General features: G+C 69.1%; 12 protein-coding genes. 5 read left to right on the top strand and 7 right to left on the bottom strand.

Annotated elements, in window-relative coordinates:
* Nucleotides 1-16 precede the first annotated feature (16 nt).
* The 6 genes from rpsG to rpoB all read right to left on the bottom strand — a co-directional run bounded on the left by rpsG (nt 17) and on the right by rpoB (nt 10,830).
* Complete coding sequence (rpsG, locus tag ACFJGV_RS16720; protein ID WP_378145171.1) at nt 17-487, bottom strand: 30S ribosomal protein S7; 471 nt, start codon at nt 485-487, stop codon at nt 17-19.
* Nucleotides 487-861 carry a 30S ribosomal protein S12 gene (gene rpsL / locus ACFJGV_RS16715; RefSeq protein WP_011186743.1) on the bottom strand — a complete coding sequence of 125 codons (375 nt, stop codon included), beginning with the start codon at nt 859-861 and terminating at the stop codon, nt 487-489. Before rpsL ends, rpsG begins: the two co-directional genes overlap by 1 nt.
* A gap of 308 nt (nt 862-1,169) precedes the next feature.
* Nucleotides 1,170-2,435 (bottom strand): hypothetical protein, encoded by a 1,266-nt coding sequence (locus tag ACFJGV_RS16710; protein ID WP_378145169.1) that lies wholly within the window; start codon nt 2,433-2,435, stop codon nt 1,170-1,172.
* 94 nt (nt 2,436-2,529) lie between these two features.
* Nucleotides 2,530-3,333, bottom strand: a complete 804-nt coding sequence (locus ACFJGV_RS16705) for a hypothetical protein (protein WP_378145167.1) — start codon at nt 3,331-3,333, stop codon at nt 2,530-2,532.
* An 81-nt stretch (nt 3,334-3,414) separates the two neighbouring features.
* Nucleotides 3,415-7,293 carry a DNA-directed RNA polymerase subunit beta' gene (gene rpoC / locus ACFJGV_RS16700; RefSeq protein ID WP_378145165.1) on the bottom strand — a complete coding sequence of 1,293 codons (3,879 nt, stop codon included), beginning with the start codon at nt 7,291-7,293 and terminating at the stop codon, nt 3,415-3,417.
* A 48-nt stretch (nt 7,294-7,341) separates the two neighbouring features.
* The gene (gene rpoB / locus ACFJGV_RS16695; RefSeq protein ID WP_378145163.1) at nt 7,342-10,830 is read right to left on the bottom strand and encodes a DNA-directed RNA polymerase subunit beta; all 3,489 of its coding nucleotides are present in this window, start codon (nt 10,828-10,830) and stop codon (nt 7,342-7,344) included.
* Between the two features lie 289 nt (nt 10,831-11,119).
* Between rpoB and ACFJGV_RS16690 the strand changes: the two genes are divergently transcribed.
* The 5 genes from ACFJGV_RS16690 to ACFJGV_RS16670 are packed head-to-tail and all read left to right on the top strand — an operon-like array spanning nt 11,120 to nt 15,177.
* Nucleotides 11,120-12,031 carry a DUF817 domain-containing protein gene (locus ACFJGV_RS16690; RefSeq protein ID WP_378145161.1) on the top strand — a complete coding sequence of 304 codons (912 nt, stop codon included), beginning with the start codon at nt 11,120-11,122 and terminating at the stop codon, nt 12,029-12,031.
* A gap of 9 nt (nt 12,032-12,040) precedes the next feature.
* Nucleotides 12,041-12,922 carry a spermidine synthase gene (locus ACFJGV_RS16685; RefSeq protein ID WP_378145160.1) on the top strand — a complete coding sequence of 294 codons (882 nt, stop codon included), beginning with the start codon at nt 12,041-12,043 and terminating at the stop codon, nt 12,920-12,922.
* A gap of 49 nt (nt 12,923-12,971) precedes the next feature.
* Nucleotides 12,972-14,126, top strand: coding sequence for a PQQ-dependent sugar dehydrogenase (locus ACFJGV_RS16680; protein ID WP_378145158.1), 1,155 nt, complete (start codon nt 12,972-12,974; stop codon nt 14,124-14,126).
* A gap of 51 nt (nt 14,127-14,177) precedes the next feature.
* The gene (locus tag ACFJGV_RS16675) at nt 14,178-14,690 is read left to right on the top strand and encodes a hypothetical protein (protein WP_378145157.1); all 513 of its coding nucleotides are present in this window, start codon (nt 14,178-14,180) and stop codon (nt 14,688-14,690) included.
* Between the two features lies 1 nt (nt 14,691).
* Entirely contained in the window at nt 14,692-15,177 is a 486-nt protein-coding gene (locus tag ACFJGV_RS16670; protein ID WP_378145156.1) for a SprT-like domain-containing protein, read from the top strand.
* 39 nt (nt 15,178-15,216) lie between these two features.
* Here ACFJGV_RS16670 and ACFJGV_RS16665 read toward each other — a convergent pair whose 3' ends face one another.
* The gene (locus ACFJGV_RS16665; RefSeq protein ID WP_378145155.1) at nt 15,217-16,191 is read right to left on the bottom strand and encodes a hypothetical protein; all 975 of its coding nucleotides are present in this window, start codon (nt 16,189-16,191) and stop codon (nt 15,217-15,219) included.
* Between the last annotated feature and the right edge of the window lie 21 nt (nt 16,192-16,212).

Here is a 16,212-nt window from a genome sequence, read left to right as displayed (position 1 = left end):
CGGCGGAAAGAGGGGTCTACCAGCGGTAGTGCGCGAAGGCCTTGTTCGACTCGGCCATCTTGTGGGTGTCTTCGCGGCGCTTGACCGCGGCACCGAGGCCGTTCGACGCGTCGAGGATCTCGTTGGTGAGACGCTCGGTCATGGTCTTCTCGCGACGAGCCTTCGCGTAGGTGGTGAGCCAGCGCAGCGCGAGGGTGTTGGCGCGGTGAGGCTTGACCTCGACCGGGACCTGGTAGGTCGAACCGCCGACGCGGCGCGACTTGACCTCGAGCGTGGGGCGCACGTTGTCGAGCGCCTTCTTCAGCGTGGCGACAGCGTCCTGGCTGTTCTTCGCCGCGACGCCCTCGAGCGCCTCGTAGACGATGCGCTCGGCGATGGCCTTCTTGCCGTCGAGGAGGATCTTGTTGACGAGCTGGCTGACGACCGGCGCGCCGTAGACCGGATCTGCGACGACAGGGCGCTTCGGGGCGGGACCCTTGCGAGGCATTACTTCTTCTCCATCTTCGCGCCGTAACGGCTGCGAGCCTGCTTGCGGTTCTTCACGGCCTGCGTGTCGAGCGCGCCGCGGACGATCTTGTAGCGGACGCCGGGGAGGTCCTTCACACGACCACCACGGACGAGCACCATCGAGTGCTCCTGCAGGTTGTGGCCCTCGCCGGGGATGTAGGCGGTGACCTCGGTGCCGTTCGACAGCTTGACGCGGGCGACCTTGCGCAGAGCCGAGTTCGGCTTCTTCGGGGTGGTGGTGTACACACGGGTGCACACGCCGCGCTGCTGGGGGTTGGCCTTGAGGGCGGGAGCCTTGGTCTTGGTGACCTTCGGCGTGCGCCCCTTACGGACCAACTGCTGAATCGTTGGCACTGACTTGCTCCTCGGTTTTCCGTACTGCTCGGTGTCTGTTCTTGTGGATGCCCTCGGCATCCTCGTTCACGGCCCGACTGCCCAAGGGCGTGTCGATCTCGTGGTGACCCACCGGCGGTACAGAATGTCTCAGGTATCGCTGGTTGGCAGAGCGCTCATGATCCGCACCGCCTCCGGTGGGATCTCGCTCGAAGAATTGTGGGCACGCGCCTGCGCACACACCCGGAAAATCATAGCCCTTCGACCATCGCCGGTCAAATGGTTCTGGTGTGCGGGCCGGCGCCCTCGATGATTCTACCGGAGCCGGATCACCACGCGGTCGTCGTGACCGGGCGATCGCCCACAGCGGAGCGCGAGCGCGAGGCCTCAGCCACCGACCGCTCGTGCTCGTCGAGATCGCGGGCGTACCGCTCACGGGCAGCGGCGTTGCGCGCCTTGAGCTTGCGGCCCCGGGCAGCGATCCACGCACCTGTCCAGATCGAGGCCTCGCGCGCGACGACCGCGGCGGCGATGGTGAGCGGGTCGAGCGTGAGCGAGGCGACGAAATCGTACTGGTCCTGCGCGCCCCATCCCGAGGCGACGCCGGTGAGGTAGGCGTAGCCCACCGCGCCCGCGATCGCACCGAAGTAGACGACGACGGCGACGAGGAAGCCCCCGAGCACGTAGGCCCACCATCCGGCGCGGTTGACGATGAGGACCAGGAGGATCATCGCGATCGCGAACATCACGACCGGGGCGATGAACGCGGCGCTGGTCAGGAACGCGAGGAAGGCGTTGAGGTACTCCTCCGCGCCCACCGTGCCCGAGATGATGAGGAACGAGACGCCGGCGTAGACGACGGCGAACGCGAGGGTGCCGATGAGCGAGATGAGGGTGCCGACGCCGCGGTTGCCGCGCATCCGGGGCTGCTCGGGCGGCGTCGCGACCGGGAGCACGCCCGGGTAGGGCTCGGACTCGACGGGGGTGGTCTGGGCGGACGGCGCGAAGGCCGCGGCAGGGTAGGGGGTGCGCGTGGTGGGCGTGCCCGAGGCCGCGGTCGTCGTCTCGGCCGCGCCGGCGGCGGTCACGACACCCGCCTCGTCGACGACGGGCTCGGACGAGGTGACGTACGGGCCGCCCTGGGGCCGGGGCTTGTACGCCTCCTTCGCCTGGTCGGCGATGGGAGCGCCCTCGCCGTCGACGACGTAGGGGCCGCCGATCGGGGATCGCGTGGTGGGCTCGCCCGCGTCGGCATGGGCTGCGGAGTCGTCGTGCTCGGGGTCGACCACCGGTGCCGGGTCGACGACCGGCGCGGAGGCGGCAGGAGCGCCGACGACGGGCTCGTCGGCGGCACCGGGGACGTGGACAGGAGCGGCATCCTCGGCGTCGTGTGCGGGCACGGAGAGGCGCTCTGAGGCAGATGAGGGAGCGGGCTCGGACGCGGGCGCGTCGGACGCCGACTCGCCGTCGCGCCAGACGGGCATGTCGGGGACGTCGTGCGAGCGGTCGGCGTCGCCGGAGCCGCCGGCCTTCGCGGGTTCGGCGCCGTCGCGCAGCGGGAACTCTGGGCGGTCGTCTCGATCGTCGGTACTCACGTGCAGCTCCTCACGGCGTGCCGGCGCGGATGAGCCGGGCTCGCGTCGGCCACACTCTAGCAACGGCCCGCCACTCTGCCGGGGACGCGCGCCGTCAGCCCGTGTAACCCACGTTCGCGATGGTCACGGTGCGGCTGGTCGCGCCCCCGCGACCCGCCAGGGTGACGACGTAGGTCGCCGTGGCGGCGGGACACGGGTAGGCGGCGGCGAACGCGCCTGTCGCGACGGCAGGGGCGGGCGCACCCCCGTCGACCGAGACCGTGGCGGACTCCGCGTCGAGACTCCCCCACGAGAGCGAGAACGCGACGGCCGCCACCTCTCCGCCCTCGGTCGGGGCGACACAGGCCACGGACGTGGGCGCGCCGAAGCTGATGAACGTGGGCGCGGCCACCGACGGGTCCGGGGCCGGGGCCTCCGTGGGGGTCGCGGTCGGGGTCGGGGACGGGGACGCGGTGGAGGTGGAGGTCGACGGGATGTCGGTGCGCTCGGGGAGCGACGGGAAGCCGAAGAAGTTGCCGCCGTTCATCGTCCACAGGATCGTCAGCCAGAGCAGGGCCGCGATGACGACGATCGCCACGGTGGGGACGACCCAATCGAGGTTGAGGCGCTTGCGGTCGTTCTCGAGCGCATCCGCCGTGGTCATGGTGCGTCGCGGGATGGCGGGCGCGCCGAGGGGCAGTGCAGGCGCTGCAGGCTCGGGCTCCACGGACTCAGGCTCGGGCTCCGCGACCTCCGGCTCGGACTCCTCCGGCTCGGGCTCCACGGTCTCCTCGGACTCCTCCGGCTCGGGCTCCACAGCCTCCGGCGCCCCCGTGGCGTCGGGCTCGACGGCAGGATCCTCGGGGGCGGGCTCGACCTCGTCCTCGTCCCGCGGCTTCGGCTCGGCGTCGTCGCTCATCGTGCGTTCAGAGTAGCCGACCGGTACGCCGAGAGGCCCCCGTCCTGACGGACGAGGGCCTCTCGGGGGATGCGGGACGACCTAGTTGTAGGTGCCCGGGGTGTAGTCGTCGGAGCTGAAGCTGTCGAAGTCGACGAACGACAGGTCCGCCTCGGAGAACACCGAGTCGTCGGAGAAGATGCGGTTCGGGTAGCGCTCCGCCTTCGCCTCCTCGGTGGCCTCGACGGAGACGTTGCGGTACTTCGGCAGGCCGGTCCCGGCAGGGATCAGCTTTCCGATGATCACGTTCTCCTTCAGACCCATCAGCGGGTCGGACTTGCCCTCCATGGCCGCCTGCGTCAGGACGCGGGTGGTCTCCTGGAAGGACGCGGCCGACAGCCACGACTCGGTCGCCAGCGACGCCTTGGTGATGCCCATGACCTCCTGACGGGCCGAGGCGGGGCGCTTGCCCTCGGCGAGGGCACCGCGGTTGACCTCGGTGTAGCGCGACCGGTCGACGAGCTCGCCGGGGAGCAGGTCGGTGTCGCCGTGCTCGACGACGGTGACCTTCCGCAGCATCTGACGGACGATGACCTCGATGTGCTTGTCGTGGATCGGCACACCCTGCGACCGGTACACACCCTGCACACCGTCGACGAGGTGCTTCTGCACCTCGCGGACACCCTTGACCCGGAGGACCTCCTTGGGGTCGAGCGTGCCGACGATGAGCTGCTGCCCGAGCTCGACGTGCTGGCCGTCCTCGACGAGGAGGGTCGCACGCTTGAGCACCGGGTAGGCGACGGGCTCGTCACCGTTGTCGGGCGTGAGGATCACCTTGCGCGAACGGTCGGTGTCCTCGATCGTGATGCGGCCGGCGGCCTCCACGATCGGCGACGCACCCTTCGGGGTGCGGGCCTCGAACAGCTCCTGCACGCGGGGAAGACCCTGCGTGATGTCGTCTGCCGACGCCGAACCACCGGTGTGGAAGGTACGCATCGTGAGCTGCGTTCCGGGCTCACCGATCGACTGGGCGGCGATGATGCCGACCGCCTCGCCAATGTCGACGAGCTTGCCGGTGGCCAGCGAACGGCCGTAGCAGGCCGCGCAGACGCCGACGGCCGACTCGCAGGTCAGGACCGAGCGCACCTTGATGTTGCGCACGCCCGCCGCGACCAGCTTGTCGATGAGCACGTCGCCCACGTCCTCGCCGGCCTCGGCGACGACCTCGCCCTGCTCGTTGACCGCATCCGCGGCCAGCGACCGGGCGTACACCGAGTTCTCGACGTTCGCGTCGCGCACCCAGACGCCGGGAGTCTCCTCGACGGCGATCGGGAGGTCAAGACCACGGCCGGTGCCGCAGTCGTCCTCGCGGATGATGACATCCTGCGAGACGTCGACCAGACGACGGGTGAGGTACCCGGAGTCGGCGGTACGGAGCGCGGTGTCGGCCAGACCCTTACGAGCACCGTGGGTGGCGATGAAGTACTCCGCCACGGTCAGGCCCTCGCGGTAGGACGAGATGATCGGGCGAGGGATGATCTCACCCTTCGGGTTGTTCACCAGGCCTCGCATGCCGGCGATGTTGCGCACCTGCAGCCAGTTACCACGAGCACCCGACGTCACCATGCGATTGATGGTGTTGTCCTCCGGGAAGTTGGCGCGCATGGCTGCGGCCACCTCGTCGGTCGCCTTCGTCCAGATCTGGATGAGCTCCTGGCGTCGCTCGAGGTCGGTCGTCAGACCCTTCTCGAACTGGCCCTGGACCTTGGCGGCCTGCTTCTCGTAGTTCGCGATGATCTCGCGCTTCGTCGGAGGCGTCAGGATGTCGGACAGCGCCACGGTGACACCCGAGCGGGTGGCCCAGTAGAAGCCGGCGTCCTTGATGCGGTCGAGCGACGCGGCGACCTCCGTGCGCGGGTAGCGCTCGGCGAGGTCGTTCACGATCGCGGACAGCTTGCCCTTGTCGGCGACGGCCTCCACGTAGGGGTAGTCGACCGGCAGCGCCTCGTTGAACAGCGCGCGCCCCAGGGTGGTCTCGACGAGCACGGGCCCGTCGACGTAGCCCTCGGGGCCGTCGCCCTCGGCGAAGTGCACGTCGCTCATGCGGATCTTGACGACCGCGTTGAGGTCGAGCGCACCCTGGTCCTTGGCCAGGATCGCCTCGGAGACCGACGTGAACGCACGGCCCTCACCCTCGGCACCCTGCTTGACCGTGGTCAGGTGGTGCAGACCGATGATCATGTCCTGCGAGGGCAGGGTCACCGGACGGCCGTCGGACGGCTTCAGGATGTTGTTCGACGCCAGCATCAGGATGCGGGCCTCGGCCTGCGCCTCGACCGAGAGCGGAAGGTGCACGGCCATCTGGTCGCCGTCGAAGTCGGCGTTGAACGCCGCGCAGACGAGCGGGTGGAGCTGGATGGCCTTGCCCTCGACCAGCTGCGGCTCGAACGCCTGGATGCCCAGACGGTGCAGCGTGGGCGCGCGGTTCAGCAGCACGGGACGCTCGCGGATGATCTCCTCCAGCACGTCCCACACCTGGGGACGGCTGCGCTCGACCATGCGCTTCGCGGCCTTGATGTTCTGAGCGTGGCTCAGGTCGATCAGGCGCTTGATCACGAACGGCTTGAAGAGCTCCAGAGCCATCTGCTTGGGCAGACCGCACTGGTGCAGCTTCAGCTGCGGACCGACGATGATGACCGAACGGCCCGAGTAGTCGACGCGCTTGCCGAGCAGGTTCTGGCGGAAGCGACCCTGCTTGCCCTTCAGCATGTCGCTGAGGGACTTCAGGGCGCGGTTGCCGGTACCGGTGACGGGGCGACCACGGCGGCCGTTGTCGAACAGGGCGTCGACGGCCTCCTGCAGCATCCGCTTCTCGTTGTTGACGATGATCTCGGGGGCACCGAGGTCGAGCAGTCGACGGAGACGGTTGTTGCGGTTGATCACACGACGGTAGAGGTCGTTGAGGTCGGAGGTCGCGAAGCGGCCGCCGTCGAGCTGCACCATCGGGCGCAGCTCCGGCGGGATCACCGGCACGACGTCGAGGACCATCGCGGCCGGCGAGTTGCCGGTGGCGAGGAACGACGACACGACACGGAGTCGCTTGATCGCGCGGATCTTCTTCTGGCCCTTGCCCTCCGAGATCTGCAGACGCAGGTTCTCGGCCTCGGTGGCGAGGTCGAAGGCCTCGAGGCGCTTCTTGATCGCCTCGGCGCCCATGTACGCCTCGAAGTACATCCCGTAGCGGTCCTGGAGCTCGTGGAAGACCGCGTCCTCCGGCTTGAGCTCGCCGACCTTCAGGCTGCGGAAGTCCTCCCACACACGCTCGAGCTGGGAGATCTGGTCGTCGTAGGCCTTGCGGCTCTGCGCCATCTCCTTCTCGGCGCCGTCCTTGACGCGACGCTTCTGGTCGGCCTTCGCGCCCTCGTTCTCGAGCTCGGCGAGGTCGGCCTCGAGGCGCGCGAGACGGTCGGCGATGCGGGCATCGCGCTGGTCGGACAGGGTCTTGATCTCGAGCCGGAGCTCGTTCTCGAGACCGGGCATGTCCTGGTGACGGCCCTCCTCGTCGACCGAGATGATCATGTACGCGGCGAAGTAGATGACCTTCTCGAGGTCCTTCGGCGCCATGTCGAGGAGGTACCCGAGGCGCGACGGGACGCCCTTGAAGTACCAGATGTGGGTGACGGGCGCGGCGAGCTCGATGTGGCCCATGCGCTCACGGCGGACCGAGGACTTGGTGACCTCGACACCGCATCGCTCACACACGATGCCCTTGAAGCGGACGCGCTTGTACTTGCCGCAGGAGCACTCCCAGTCACGGCTGGGCCCGAAGATCTGCTCACCGAACAGACCGTCCTTCTCGGGCTTCAGGGTGCGGTAGTTGATGGTCTCGGGCTTCTTGACCTCACCGTAGGACCACTTGCGGATGTCATCGGCCGTGGCGAGGCCGATGCGCAGCTCATCGAAAGTTGTAACGTCGAGCAATTGTCTTCTCTCTTTTCGAAAGACCGAAGGTAATCAGTGGTCGCCGGCTCAGATGTCGTCGATGGACGACGACTCGAAGCGGCTGGAGATGTTGATGCCGAGCTCTTCAGCGGCACGGAACACCTCATCGTCGGTGTCGCGGAGGCTGACCGCGGTGCCGTCGGCCGAGAGGACCTCGACGTTCAGGCAGAGCGACTGCATCTCCTTGATGAGCACCTTGAACGACTCGGGGATGCCCGGCTCCTGGATGTTCTCGCCCTTGACGATCGCCTCGTAGACCTTCACGCGGCCGAGGATGTCGTCGGACTTGATCGTCAGGAGCTCCTGCAGCGCGTACGCGGCGCCGTAGGCCTCGAGGGCCCACACCTCCATCTCACCGAAGCGCTGACCACCGAACTGCGCCTTACCACCGAGCGGCTGCTGGGTGATCATCGAGTACGGGCCGGTCGAACGGGCGTGGATCTTGTCGTCGACCAGGTGGTGCAGCTTCAGGATGTACATGTAGCCGACCGAGACCGGGTACGGGTACGGCTCACCGGAGCGGCCGTCGAACAGGCGCGTCTTGCCGCTCGAGTCGATCAGGCGCTCACCGTCGCGGTTCGGGATGGTCGAGTCGAGGAGACCGGCGATCTCCTCCTCCGACGCACCGTCGAACACCGGGGTGGCGACCTTCGTGCCGGGCTCGGCCGAACGGGCCTGCTCGGGCAGACGGGCGGCCCACTTGGGCTTGCCGTCGACCTCCCAGCCCTGCTTCGCGATCCACCCGAGGTGGGTCTCGAGCACCTGGCCGAAGTTCATGCGGCCGGGGATGCCGAGCGGGTTGAGCACGACGTCGACCGGGGTCCCGTCGGCGAGGAACGGCATGTCCTCCACCGGCAGGATCTTCGAGATGACGCCCTTGTTGCCGTGACGACCGGCGAGCTTGTCGCCCGCGGTGATCTTGCGCTTCTGGGCGATGTAGACGACCACGCGCTGGTTGACGCCCGAGCCGAGCTCGTCGTCGTTCTCGGCGGAGAACTCCTTGACGGCGATGATCGTGCCCTCTTCACCGTGAGGCACCTTGAGGCTGGTGTCGCGCACCTCGCGGCTCTTCTCGTTGAAGATCGCGCGGAGCAGGCGCTCCTCGGCGCTGAGCTCGGTCTCGCCCTTCGGGGTGACCTTGCCGACGAGGATGTCGCCGGGGCGGACCTCGGCGCCGATGCGGATGATGCCGCGCTCATCGAGGTCGGCCAGCAGCTCGGGGCTGACGTTGGGGAGATCACGGGTGATCTCCTCCTTGCCCAGCTTCGTGTCGCGAGCATCCACCTCGTACTCCTCGATGTGGATCGACGAGAGCACGTCGTCCTTCACGAGGTTCTGGCTGAGGATGATCGCGTCCTCGTAGTTGTGGCCCTCCCACGGCATGAACGCCACGAGGAGGTTCTTGCCGAGCGCGAGCTCGCCGTTCTCGGTGGCCGGGCCATCGGCGATGACCTCGCCCTTCTCGACCCGCTCGCCCTCGGAGACGACGACGCGGTGGTTGTAGGACGTGCCCTGGTTGGAGCGGTCGAACTTGCGGAGGTAGTACTCCTCGGTGCCGCCCTCGTCGAGCATGACGGACACGACGTCGGCGGAGACCTCCTGCACGACACCGGCGTTGTTCGCGATGACCACGTCACCGGCGTCGATCGCGGCGAAGCCCTCCATACCGGTGCCGACGAACGGCGACTCGCTGCGGAGGAGCGGCACCGCCTGACGCTGCATGTTCGCACCCATGAGCGCGCGGTTGGCGTCGTCGTGCTCGAGGAACGGGATGAGCGAGGTCGCAACCGACACCATCTGGCGCGGCGAGACATCCATGTAGCCGATCTCGTCGCGCGGGAAGAGGTCGACCTCGCCGCCCTTGCGGCGGGCCAGGACGCGGTCCTCGGCGAAGTGGAAGTCGGCCGTCAGCGGCGCGTTGGCCTGGGCGACGATGAAGTCGTCCTCCTCCGACGCGGTGAGGTAGTCGATCTGCTCGGTGACACGGCCGTTCTCGACACGACGGTACGGCGTCTCGATGAAGCCGAACGAGTTGATGCGCGCGAACGAGGCGAGCGAACCGATGAGACCGATGTTCGGACCCTCAGGGGTCTCGATCGGGCACATGCGGCCGTAGTGCGACGGGTGGACGTCGCGGACCTCGACGCCGGCGCGCTCACGGGACAGACCACCGGGGCCCAGCGCCGACAAGCGGCGCTTGTGGGTCAGGCCCGCGAGCGGGTTGTTCTGGTCCATGAACTGGCTGAGCTGCGAGGTTCCGAAGAACTCCTTGATCGCGGCGACGACGGGGCGCACGTTGATCAGGGTCTGCGGGGTGATCGCCTCGATGTCCTGCGTGGTCATGCGCTCGCGGACGACGCGCTCCATGCGGGACAGACCGGTGCGCACCTGGTTCTGGATGAGCTCGCCCACCGCGCGGATGCGGCGGTTGCCGAAGTGGTCGATGTCGTCGACGTCGAGACGCAGCGTGACGGGCTGGCCGTCGCGCACACCCGGGAGGGTGGTCTGGTTGTCGTGCAGGGCGACCAGGTACTTGATCGTGGCCACGATGTCGGAGACGGTGAGCACCGAGTCGGTGAGCGGCGCGTCGAGCCCGAGCTTGCGGTCGATCTTGTAGCGGCCGACCTTCGCGAGGTCGTAGCGCTTCGGGTTGAAGTAGAAGTTGTCGAGCAGCGCACGCGCGGCCTCGGCGGCGACCTGCTCGCCCGGACGCAGCTTGCGGTAGATGTCCTTGAGCGCCTCCTCCTTGGTGAGGATGGCGTCCTTCTCGAGGGTCGACTCGATCGATGCGAAGCCCTTGAACTCCTCGAGGATCTCCTCGCTCGTCATGCCGAGGGCCTTGAGGAACACCGTGACCGACTGCTTGCGCTTGCGGTCGATGCGGACGCCGACCTGGTCGCGCTTGTCGATCTCGAACTCGAGCCATGCACCGCGGCTCGGGATGATGCGTGCGGAGTAGATGTCCTTGTCGGACGTCTTCTCCTGGGCGCGCTCGAAGTAGACGCCGGGAGAGCGGACCAGCTGCGACACGACGACACGCTCGGTGCCGTTGATGATGAACGTGCCCTTCTCGGTCATGAGCGGGAAGTCGCCCATGAAGACCGTCTGGGTCTTGATCTCACCGGTCTGGTGGTTCATGAACTCGGCCTCGACGTACAGCGGGGCGGCGTAGGTCTTGCCGCGCTCCTTGCACTCCTCGATCGAGTACTTCTCCGGCTCGAGGAACGGGCTGGTGAAGCTGAGCTGCATGGTCTCGCCCAGGTCTTCGATGGGCGAGATCTCCTCGAAGATCTCGTCGAGACCGCTGCGGTTCGGGAGGTCCTGTCGGCCGGCCTGCTTGGCCTCCTCGACACGTGCCTTCCACGCGTCGTTGCCGACGAGCCAGTCGAAGCTCTCGGTCTGGAGGGCGAGCAGGTCAGGGACGGTGAGGGTGTCCGTGATCTTGGCGAAAGAAAGGCGGGAGTGTGCCCGACCGTTCTTGAATGAGTTGGTGGTTGCGTTGCGCGCAGCAGCCAAGGAAATAACCTCCGTGGGCCCCGTCGGGCCTATGAGTCACTGTCGGTCGATGGTGGGATCACTCCGCAGATGTGGCCAGAACCCGCCATATGGTTCTAGAGTGTTGCTGCGACGAGGGTGTCCAGCCGTCCGGAAGGGCGACGATCACACCGCTCCATCACAGGTGCCGACCGCAATATGAAGGCATGAGATGTTCTGGGAGCGCAAAGAACAACTATAGGCACTCTCGACACGCCTGTCCAGTGGTTTGCTTGACCACTTTGAGATTCTCGGGTATAAGTTCGCGCCGATGAGCGCATCCGGCCCGTCTGCGGCCTCTGGGCTGCCGCTCGGTCCCGAGCGATCGATCGACTCCTGGCTGCGGCGGCTGCTCGGCCGGACCCCCGCGCGCGGCCCCGTGTCGTGGCTGGTCGAGCTGCTCGCGTTCGGCCTGAAGCAGGCGTGGGCGTGCCTGTTCGGAGCGGCGCTGCTCGCCGTGATACTGGCAGCGCGCCTCTGGTACCCGGAGGGGGCGTGGCTCGCCAGGAACGACGCGCTCACCCTCGCGGCCGTGGCCATCCAGATCGTGATGATCGCGACGCGGCTCGAGACCTGGCGCGAACTGAGGGTGATCGTGCTGTTCCACATCGTCGGCACGGTGATGGAGCTGTTCAAGACCGACGTGGGCTCGTGGACGTACGGCGCCGACGGGGTGCTGCGGATCGCGGGCGTGCCGCTGTTCAGCGGGTTCATGTACGCCGCAGTGGGGTCGTACCTGGTGCGCGTGTACCGGCTGTTCGACCTGCGGTTCACCCGGTATCCGCGACTCTGGGTGACCGCGCTCGTCGCGGCGGCGATCTACGCCAACTTCTTCACGCACCACTGGATCTGGGACCTGCGCTGGGTGCTCGTCGCCGCGGTCGTCGTGGTGTGGGGCCGGTCGATGATGCACTTCCGGGTGTTCCGCCGCACGCTGCGGATGCCGGTGCTGCTGGCGTTCCTGCTCGTGGCGGTGTTCATCTGGTTCGCCGAGAACATCGCCACGTGGTCGAACGCCTGGACGTATCCGTCGCAGGCCGACGGCTGGGAGCTGGTCGGGATCTCCAAGCTCGTGTCGTGGTTCCTGCTCATGATCATCTCGGTCGTGCTCGTGACCTGGGTCTACCCGCCGCGAGCGCCCGGCGCCGTCTCCCCCGGCGGCCGGTCGGCCGTCCGAGGGTAGGGTCGGAGCGTGGCACGCGGGGTCGAGAGGTCGGAGGCGCCGAGCGTCACGCTGTCGTCGGGGATGCAGGCGACCATCCGGCCGGATCCGTTCGACGCGGGGTCGCGCATCCTGGTCGTGGACGGGACGCCGCAGTCGCACGTCGACCTCGAGGACCCGGCGCACCTGTCGTTCGAGTACGTGCGTCGGATCGGGCACGCGATCGACGTGGCGCGATCCGAGGGTGCGCCGATCACAGCACTGCACCTCGGGGCGGGTGCCTTCACGCTCCCCCGCTACGTGGCGGCCACGCGGCCGGGCTCACGGCAGCAGGTCGTGGAGATCGACGAGGAGCTCGCCGCGTTCGTCCGGCGCGAGCTGCCGCTCCCCCGCGGCGCGAGCATCCGTGTGCGATACGGCGACGCCCGGGAGGTGCTGACCCGCCTGCCGACCGGACTGCGCGGGCAGGCGGACGTGATCGTGAGCGACATCTTCGCCGGAGCGCGGACGCCCGCGCACGTGACGAGCGTCGAGTACTACCGCGAGGTCGCGGAGGTGCTCGCGCCCGACGGTCTCCTCGCCGTCAACATCGCCGACGGCGCGGGCCTGGCCTTCGCGCGGTCGCAGGCGGCGACCCTGTCGCACGTGTTCGAGCACGTCGCACTCGCGGCCGACTCTCAGATGCTCAAGGCGCGGCGCTTCGGCAACATCGTGGCGTTCGCCTCGAACACAGGACTTCCCTTTGAATCGCTGCCCCGGCGGTTGGCGGGCGACGCCGTGGCGAGCAGGCTGGTCGAAGGAGCGGATGTCCGGCGGTTCGCCGCCGGAGCGCCGATCGCGACGGATCAGACGGCGACCGGGTCGCCGTCTCCGGCGCGCAGCGTGTTCCAGGTGCCGCGCGGAGGCGCCTGAGCGGATGCGGCACCGGCTCCACGGATCACGACGACGAGGGAGCAGATGGATGCGCAGGCCATGGATGCTGACGGCGGGCGCTGTCCTCGCCGCGAGCCTGGCGGGCTGCACGGGTGTCGCCGACCCCGGGCCCTCCGACACGGGTACCCCCTCCACGAGCGCCACCCCCTCCGCCTCAGCGACTCCGACTCCCACCCCGACCGCGGCGCCCGCCGAAGACCTCGGCCCGCTGGTCCCTTCCGGTGATCCCGTCGGCGTCATCGGCGGGTTGCCCGCCCCGTGGTCGATCGCACCGCTCGCGGACGGGTCGGTGCTCCTCAGCGAGCGCGACGAGGCCCGCATCGTGGAGGACGTCGCGGGCAACGCGGTCACCCTCACCGAGATCGGGGACGTGGCTCCCGCCGGGGAGGGCGGCCTGCTCGGGCTCGCGCCGCTCGAGGGCGCCGACGGGTCGTGGCTCTACGCCTACTACACCACCGCATCCGACAACCGGGTGGTGCGGATGCCGCTGTCGGGGACCCCGGGCGCGCACACGCTCGGTCCCGCGGAGGTGGTGCTCTTGGGGCTGCCTCGGGCGTCGACCCACAACGGCGGCCGGATCGCGTTCGGACCGGACGGGATGCTCTACGTCACGGTCGGCGACGCCGGACAGCGCGACCTCGCGCAGTCGGTGGAGTACCTCGGCGGGAAGATCCTGCGGATCACGCCGCAGGGCCAGGTGCCGGCGGACAACCCGTTCGCCGGGTCGCCCGTCTGGTCGCTCGGGCACCGCAACCCGCAGGGCATCGACTGGGCCGCCGATGGGACGATGTGGGCGGCCGAGTTCGGACAGGACACCTACGACGAGCTCAACATCGTCACCCCGGGGGCGAACTACGGCTGGCCCGTCGCCGAGGGGTTCGCCGGCGACGGCCGCTTCACCGAGCCCATCGCGCAGTGGGCGACCGACGACGCGAGCCCGAGCGGGATCGCGGTGATCGGCGACACCGTGTTCATGGCGGGGCTCGGCGGCGAGCGGCTGTGGACCATCACGTTCGACGGGCGGTCGCAGGAGTGGTTCCCAGGCGCGTACGGCCGCATCCGCGACGTCGCCCGGGGGCCCGGGAACTCCCTCTACTTCATCACCAACAACACCGACGGACGCGGTTCCCCGCGCGACGGCGACGACGTGCTGTACCGGGTCGACCTCACGAAGGCCGCCTGACGGCGCGGCGACCGGCCGCGGCGCCGGTGCGCTCGTTACCCTTGAGGGGACATGAGCATCATCACCGGGTACGACATGACCACCCTGCGCGAGAAGGTCGATCTCGACGCGGTGGCCGAGCGGCTCGAGGAGCTCGGCCAGCTCCGCAGCCTCACCGCGCTCAACGAGAAGGTGGTGCTGCTCCGGCTCACCGGCCGGCTCGACGAGGCGATGATCGTCGCGAACGAGGCCGTGCGGCAAGCCCGCTTCTCGGGCGACCGTGAGCTCACGCTCGGCGCACGCATCCGCCGTGCTCAGGTGATGCAGTACCAGGGCAAGCTCACCGCCGCGCTGCAGGAGCTGTCGCTCTGCGTCGAGGAGGCACAGAACCACGAGTGGGGCACCCTCGAGGCGGTCTCGACGCTGAGCCGCGGCAAGGTGCACTTCGAGCTCGAGGACTACCCCGCGGCGCTCGTCGACTTCAAGGCGGCCGTGTTCCTCATGGAGAAGCTGGGCGCCTCGCTCGATCAGCTCGAGTCGTCGCTCGTGGCCGTCGCCGTGACCGAATCGTACATCGGGTCCTGACGTGGCCGATCTGGCGCGGGTCACGCACTGGGCGGATGCCCTGATCGCGATGCACCTCGACGCCTCGTGGTCGTTCGGGTTCGACAACGCCAAGACCCGCGCCGGGCAGTGCAACTACACCGCTCGGCGGATCACGGTGTCGCGGTACCTCGCGTCGCGGTACGAGGACGACGAGATCCACCAGGTGCTGCTGCACGAGGTGGCGCACGCCCTCGCCGGCGCGGGCGCAGGGCACGGGCCGCGGTGGAAGTCGGTCGCGTCGTCGATCGGCTACGTCGGGTCGCGCCTGCACGACGGCGAGCGCGCCGACGACCTCGCGCCGTGGGTGGGGGTCTGCCCGGCGGGGCACTCGTACTTCCGGCACCGGCGGCCCACCACGCGGCTCTCGTGCAGCCGCTGCTCGCGTCGCTTCAGCGCCGCCCACCTCATCGAGTGGACGCGGCGCGACGTGTCGCCCGCCCGGACGCAGGCACGCCGCTCCGCCTGAGCCGGGCCCGTTCTGCCGAGCGGGGGACGCGTGCGGAGATCAGCCCCAGGCGAGGCGGCCGTTCACCGGGTCGGAGTACCAGAGCGCGCCGTCGGGGGCGCGAGAGATCGAGACGGGGAGATGGCCCGCGCCGCCCGGGCCCAGGGGCGTGAAGGCGCCTCCGGCGCCCGCGGTGAGGATGCGACCCTCGGTGTCGGCGTAGAGGATGCCCGCACCACCGGCGCGCAACGAGAAGGGCATCGCGAAGGTCGCGCCCGGGACGGTGGAGAACTCCTCGGCGCCGCCCACCTCGACCCGGTGCAGGAGGTCGCTCGCGGCGAGCCAGATCGCCCCGTCGGAGCCGACCTCCACCTCGGTCGCGGCGGGGGACGACAGAGGGTAGCTCGCGACCGCGCCGGTCGCCGGGTCGTACGCGTCGACGGCGAAGACGCCGTACTGCGTCATCCAGAGCCTGCCGTCGGGGCCCCAGGCAATGTCGACCGGCTGGCCGCCGTCGGAGGCGACGGTGACGAGGTCGACCCCGTGCGCCGCCGAGACGTGCCCGATGGTGTCGATCTCGGACGTGCCGAACCAGACCGACCCGTCCGGGGCGGCGGTCAGCGCCAGCGGCCGCACCGGAGCCGGCACTCCGAAGTCGGTGACGACGCCGCTCGCGGGATCGATGCGGCGCACGAGCGCGGCGCTCGGGTCGGAGTACCAGATCGCCCCGTCGACCCCTTCGACGAGGGAGGAGACGAACGACCCGGTGGTGCCCGGGACCTCGGTCACGAGACCGGTCGAGGGATCTAGCGACGCCAGGTGGTCGTCGCTCCCGTCGGCGAACCAGACGGTTCCGGTCGAGGCGACCACCATCTCCATCGGGACAGCGCCGGGCGGCAGGGCGACGTCGTGCCACAGCGTGAAGGAGCCCGGGCCCGGCGGTGCGACGGGAGGCCGGGCCTCCGCGGCGAGAGGCGCGGCGAGGGTCAGTCCGACGACCGCGAGGACGCCTGCGAGCACAGAAGAAGGACGCACCCGCCCATGATGGGGGCGGGT

The organism is Cnuibacter sp. UC19_7 (assembly GCF_042699995.1).
Taxonomy (GTDB): domain Bacteria; phylum Actinomycetota; class Actinomycetes; order Actinomycetales; family Microbacteriaceae; genus Cnuibacter.
The sequence above is the reverse complement of the archived record's forward strand: the minus strand, read 5'-3'. Positions and strand labels throughout refer to the sequence as shown.